This is a genomic window from Streptomyces sp. ICN903 (assembly GCF_022015835.1).
In the GTDB taxonomy this organism is placed as follows: domain Bacteria; phylum Actinomycetota; class Actinomycetes; order Streptomycetales; family Streptomycetaceae; genus Streptomyces; species Streptomyces fenghuangensis.
The window spans coordinates 1-5,107 of record NZ_JAKMAY010000358.1 but is presented as its reverse complement, the minus strand read 5'-3'; the positions used below and the strand labels follow the sequence as shown (position 1 = coordinate 5,107).

6 protein-coding genes are annotated in these 5,107 nt (G+C 73.5%); 2 read left to right on the top strand and 4 right to left on the bottom strand.

Annotation, left to right across the window (positions count from 1 at the left end; all coding sequences use genetic code 11):
• Window positions 1-62 precede the first annotated feature (62 nt).
• Together recO and L7D48_RS25505 are read left to right on the top strand one after the other, a co-directional pair.
• Window positions 63-812, top strand: coding sequence for a DNA repair protein RecO (recO, locus tag L7D48_RS25510; protein ID WP_237882920.1), 750 nt, complete (start codon window positions 63-65; stop codon window positions 810-812).
• 90 nt (window positions 813-902) lie between these two features.
• On the top strand, window positions 903-1,760 hold the full coding sequence (locus L7D48_RS25505; protein WP_237882918.1) for an isoprenyl transferase: 858 nt from the start codon (window positions 903-905) through the stop codon (window positions 1,758-1,760).
• A 107-nt stretch (window positions 1,761-1,867) separates the two neighbouring features.
• On the opposite strand, the gene L7D48_RS25500 is transcribed toward L7D48_RS25505, so the two are convergent.
• The 4 genes from L7D48_RS25500 to L7D48_RS25485 all read right to left on the bottom strand — a co-directional run.
• Complete coding sequence (locus tag L7D48_RS25500; RefSeq protein WP_279948645.1) at window positions 1,868-2,293, bottom strand: Fur family transcriptional regulator; 426 nt, start codon at window positions 2,291-2,293, stop codon at window positions 1,868-1,870.
• A gap of 127 nt (window positions 2,294-2,420) precedes the next feature.
• Window positions 2,421-3,341: a metal ABC transporter permease gene (locus L7D48_RS25495; RefSeq protein WP_237882914.1), complete on the bottom strand. Its 921-nt coding sequence runs from the start codon at window positions 3,339-3,341 to the stop codon at window positions 2,421-2,423.
• Complete coding sequence (locus L7D48_RS25490; RefSeq protein WP_237882912.1) at window positions 3,338-4,138, bottom strand: metal ABC transporter ATP-binding protein; 801 nt, start codon at window positions 4,136-4,138, stop codon at window positions 3,338-3,340. The genes L7D48_RS25495 and L7D48_RS25490 overlap by 4 nt, the downstream gene beginning before the upstream one ends.
• Before the next feature lie 11 nt (window positions 4,139-4,149).
• A partial coding sequence (locus L7D48_RS25485) for a metal ABC transporter substrate-binding protein (RefSeq protein WP_237882910.1) occupies window positions 4,150-5,107 on the bottom strand: 958 nt, incomplete at its 5' end.

Here is a 5,107-nt window from a genome sequence, read left to right as displayed (position 1 = left end):
CGGCCCCGCGCGACCCCGGCCCGTGTCCCCCGGCCGGGGGACGGGTGGGGGACAATGGGGGAATGAGTCTGTTCCGCGACGACGGCGTGGTCCTGCGCACCCAGAAGCTGGGCGAGGCCGACCGCATCATCACGCTGCTCACGCGCGGGCACGGACGGGTACGGGCCGTGGCCCGGGGAGTGCGGCGCACCAAGTCGAAGTTCGGGGCGAGGCTGGAGCCGTTCTCCCACGTCGACATCCAGTTCTTCGCGCGCGGCAGCGATCTGGTCGGCCGCGGCCTGCCGCTGTGCACCCAGACCGAGACCATCGCGCCGTACGGGCGGAACATCGTCGACGACTACGCCCGCTACACCGCCGGGACGGCCATGCTGGAGACGGCCGAGCGGTTCACCGACCACGAGGGCGAGCCCAACGTCCAGCAGTACCTGCTGCTGATCGGCGGCCTGCGCACCCTCGCCGCCGGCGAGCACGCCCCGGCGCTGGTACTGGACGCCTTCCTGCTGCGCTCCCTGGCCGTGGGGGGCTACGCGCCCAGCTTCGAGGCGTGCGCCCAGTGCGGGCTGCCCGGACCCAACCGGTTCTTCTCCGTCGCCGCCGGCGGGGTGGTGTGCGCCGACTGCCGCAGGCCGGGCAGCGTCGTGCCGTCCCCCGAGGCGCTGCGGCTGCTGGGCGCGCTGCTGACGGGCGACTGGGCGACGGCCGACGCGGCCGAGGCCCGGCACGTCCGCGAGGGCAGTGGGCTGGTGTCGGCGTATCTGCACTGGCACCTGGAGCGGGGCCTGCGCTCCCTGCGCTACGTCGAGAAGACCTGAGGGAGCCGACCGGCTACGCTCCCGGTATCCCTTCCCCGTCCTCACCCAGGCGCGGCCCTCCCCGGCCCCGCCCGACTGGAGATGAACCGCATGGCACGGCGCGGAATGCTGTCCCGGCAGCGTCGCGAGTACCTCACGCCCGAACCGCACCCCTCCGGCGCGCGCCCGCCGAGCATCCCCGCCGACCTGGTGCCCAGGCATGTGGCGGTGGTGATGGACGGCAACGGGCGCTGGGCCAAGCGGCGCGGGCTGCCGCGCACCGAGGGGCACAAGGTCGGCGAGGGCGTCGTGATGGACGTGCTCAAGGGCTGCCTGGAGATGGGCGTGAAGAACCTCTCCCTGTACGCCTTCTCCACCGAGAACTGGAAGCGGTCCCCCGAGGAGGTCCGCTTCCTGATGAACTTCAACCGCGACGTCATCCGCCGCCGCCGCGACGAGATGGATGCGCTCGGCATCCGCATCCGCTGGGTCGGCCGGATGCCCAAGCTGTGGAAGTCGGTCGTCCAGGAACTCCAGGTGGCGCAGGAGCAGACCAAGGACAACGACGCCATGACGCTGTACTTCTGCGTCAACTACGGCGGCCGGGCCGAGATCGCCGATGCGGCGGCGGCCATCGCGGCGGACGTGCGGGCCGGGCGGCTGGACCCGTCGAAGGTGAACGAGAAGACGGTGGCGAAGTACCTGTACTACCCGGACATGCCGGACGTGGACCTCTTCGTGCGGCCCTCGGGCGAGCAGCGCACCTCCAACTACCTGATATGGCAGAGCGCGTACGCCGAGATGGTCTTCCAGGACGTGCTGTGGCCGGACTTCGACCGCCGCAACCTGTGGGACGCGTGCCTGGAGTACGCCCGCCGCGACCGCCGCTTCGGCGGCGCCGAGCCCGTCGCGCCCGCCCCGCAGGAGGGGGCGGTACGGCCGGAGGGGACCGTACCGCCGCAGGCCTGACGGGCCTGACAGGCCTAATGCCGCCGGTCCGGACGCGCGGAGCCGGACGCGCGGCGCGGCCCGGACGCTCCCGCCGGGAGCGTCCGGGCCGCGCCGCGTTCGAGCCCTCAGGCCTTGGCGCTCCGGGCGGCGGCGCACTCGCCGCAGGTACCGAAGATCTCGATGGTGTGGGCCACGTCCACGAAACCGTGCTCCGCGGCGATGGAGTCCGCCCACTTCTCCACCGCGGGCCCCTCCACCTCCACGGCCTTGCCGCAACTGCGGCAGACCAGGTGGTGGTGGTGGTCGTCGGTGCTGCACCGGCGGTAGACGGCCTCGCCCTCGTCGGTGCGCAGCACGTCCACCTCGCCGGCGTCGGCGAGCGACTGGAGCGTGCGGTAGACGGTGGTCAGACCGACGGAGTCGCCTCGGTGCTTGAGCATGTCGTGCAGCTCCTGGGCGCTGCGGAACTCGTCGACCTCGCTGAGCGCCGCCGCCACAGCGGCGCGCTGCCGGGTCGACCGGCCGCGTACGGGGGGACCTGCGGTCGCCACCATTGCCTCCTAGAGTCGGCGCTACCTCGCGTAGCTGATCGGCCATTGTGCCAGGTGCGGCGGGCGCCGCCGGGCGCGCTGCGCACCGGTGGTGTCATCGGCCGCGCCGTCCGCCGACGACCATCGGTCACCGCACGACCGTAACGCCTCCGGCCGCCTGCCGGCCCTCCCCCTCCCGGTCCGCCGCCCGCTCGTCCGGTCCGGGCGCCTCCTCCTGCCGCGCCCGCGCCCTCAGCCGCGCGCGGTTCAGCAGCGGGGCCGCCGCGGACAGGAGGGCGAACAGCACGATGGCCAGCAGCACGATGGTGGCGCCGGGCGGCACGTCGGCGTAGTACGAGGTGGCGGTGCCGGACACGGACACCAGCACACCCATGCCCACCGCGAGCCCCATGGTGGTCGCGAAACCGCGCGTGACCTGCTGGGCCGCGGCCACCGGGATCACCATCAGGGCGCTCACCAGCAGCAGGCCCACCACCCGCATGGCCACGGTCACGGTGACGGCGGCGGTGACGGCCAGCAGCAGGTTGAGCAGCCGCACCGGGAGCCCGCTGACCCGGGCGAACTCCTCGTCCTGGCAGACGGCGAACAGCTGCCGCCGCAGTCCGAAGGAGACCGCCAGGGCGAGGACGGACAGCACCACGATGGCGGTGACGTCCTCGGGCGAGACGGTCATGACCGAGCCGAAGAGCGGGGAGAGGAGATCGGCCGTGGTGCCGCCCGGCGCCAGGTTGATGATCAGGACGCCGCCCGCCATGCCGCCGTAGAACAGCATGGCCAGGGCCACGTCGCCGCGCGTTCTGCCGTACCAGCGGATCAGCTCCATCGCGACCGAGCCGAGCGAGGCGACCACCACGGCCGTCCACACCGGGCTGGTGCTCAGCAGGAAGCCCAGCGCCACACCGGTGAGGGCCACGTGCCCGATCCCGTCGCCCATGATCGCCTGGCGGCGCTGGACGAGGTAGATGCCGATGGCGGGGGCCGCGACGCCGACCAGCAGCGCGGCGAGCAGCGCGCGCTGCATGAAGGCGGGCTGGAGGATCTCGATCATGTCAGCAGTCCGGTCCGGGTCGGTTCGGCCAGGGAGTCGGCGTGCGGGTGGCACGCCTGGTCGTGGAGGTGCGCGGTGCCCTCCACGCGCTCCACGCGACCGTCGTGCAGGACGACCGTGCGGTCGATCAGCGGGGCCAGCGGGCCGAGCTCGTGCAGCACCAGCAGGACGGAGGCGCCCTCGCCGGTCTGCTCGCGCAGCGCCTCGGCCAGGACGCCCTGGCTGAGCAGGTCCACGCCGGCCAGCGGCTCGTCCATGACCAGCAGCTCGGGCTCGCCGGCCAGCGCGCGGGCTATCAGCACACGCTGGTGCTGGCCGCCGGAGAGCGCGTTCACCGAGTCCCGTGCCCGGTCGGCCAGCCCGACCAGCTCCAGGGCCCGCCGTACCGCCGCCCGGTCGCCGCGGCCCAGCGGCCCCAGCCGCCTGCGGGCCAGCCGTCCGGAGGCGACGACCTCGCGCACGGTCGCGGGCACGCCGGCCGCCGCGGTCGAGCGCTGCGGTACGTAGCCCACGCGGTGCCAGTCGCGGAAGCGGCGCAACGGGGTGCCGAACAGCTCCAGCTCGCCGCCCGAGGTCTGCACCTGGCCGACGGCGGCCCGCACCGTCGTGGACTTGCCCGAGCCGTTGGCGCCGAGCAGGGCGACGACCTCGCCCCGCCCCACGGCCAGGTCGATGCCGCGCAGCACCGGCCGCGCCCCGAGCGAGGCGGTCACGCCCCGCAGGGACAGCACCGGGGGCGCCGCCGGTGCCGTCGAGTCCGCCGCGTCCCGCGCCGCGGAGGTGTGCTCGTCCGTCATGATCGGCCTCCTCACCGGGCGCCGAGCGCCTTCCGCAGGGCCTGGAGATTGGCCCGCATGATCTCGAAGTAGTCGTCGCCCGGGGACGCGTCGGTGATCCCCTCGACGGGGTCGAGGACGTCGGTGCGCAACCCGAGGTCGTCGGCGAGGGTCTTCGCGGTGCGCTCGCCGGCCGCCGCCTCGAAGAAGACCGTGTCGACGTCGTCCTCCTCGGCCACCCGGTGCAGCTGCTTCATCCTCGCGCCGCTGGGCTCGGACTCGGGGTCCAGACCGGCTATGGACTCCTCGTGGAGGCCGTAGCGGTCGGCGAGGTAACCGAAGGCCGCGTGGGCGGTGATGAAGGTGTCGGTCCTGCGGTTCTCCAGGCCCTCGCGGAAGTCCGCGTCCAGGTCCTGGAGCTTTTCGGCCAGGGCGTCGGCGTTCTTCCGGTAGTCGTCGGCGTGGTCCGGGTCCGCCTTGGCCAGGGCGTCGCCGACGCCCTCGGCCACCTCGGCGTACCTCACCGGGTCGAGCCAGACGTGCGGGTCGGCGGCTCCCTCGCCGCCGTGGTCGTGGCCCTCGTGGCCCTCCTCGGCGTGCTCCTCCCCGTGGCCCTCTTCCGCGTGGCTCCCGTCCCCGTGGCCCTCCTCGTGCTCGGAGGCGTGCTCGTCCCCGTGCTCCTCCCGGTGGCCCGAGCCGTGCTCCATGGGCTCGGTGTAGGAGGTCGCCTCGGCGACGTTCTCCACGCCGGACTGCTCGATCGCCTTGTCCACGGCCGGCTGGAACCCCTTGAGGTAGACCACGAGGTCCGCCTCGCCCAGCTCGGCGGTCTGCCGCGGGCTCAGCTCCAGATCGTGCGGCTCGACGCCGGGCTCGACCAGGGAGCTGACCGAGACGTGCTCCCCGCCTATCTCCTCGGCGAGGAACTGCATCGGGTAGAACGACGCGACGACGTTCACCCCGTCGCCCGTTCCTCCTCCCGTCCCTCCC

What these genes read in the sequence shown, in the direction of transcription:
- recO (WP_237882920.1), top strand. Translation starts at nt 63, where the DNA reads ATGAGTCTGTTCCGCGACGACGGCGTGGTCCTGCGCACCCAGAAGCTG.
- L7D48_RS25505 (WP_237882918.1), top strand. Translation starts at nt 903, where the DNA reads ATGGCACGGCGCGGAATGCTGTCCCGGCAGCGTCGCGAGTACCTCACG.
- L7D48_RS25495 (WP_237882914.1), bottom strand. Translation starts at nt 3,341, where the DNA reads ATGATCGAGATCCTCCAGCCCGCCTTCATGCAGCGCGCGCTGCTCGCC.
- L7D48_RS25490 (WP_237882912.1), bottom strand. Translation starts at nt 4,138, where the DNA reads ATGACGGACGAGCACACCTCCGCGGCGCGGGACGCGGCGGACTCGACG.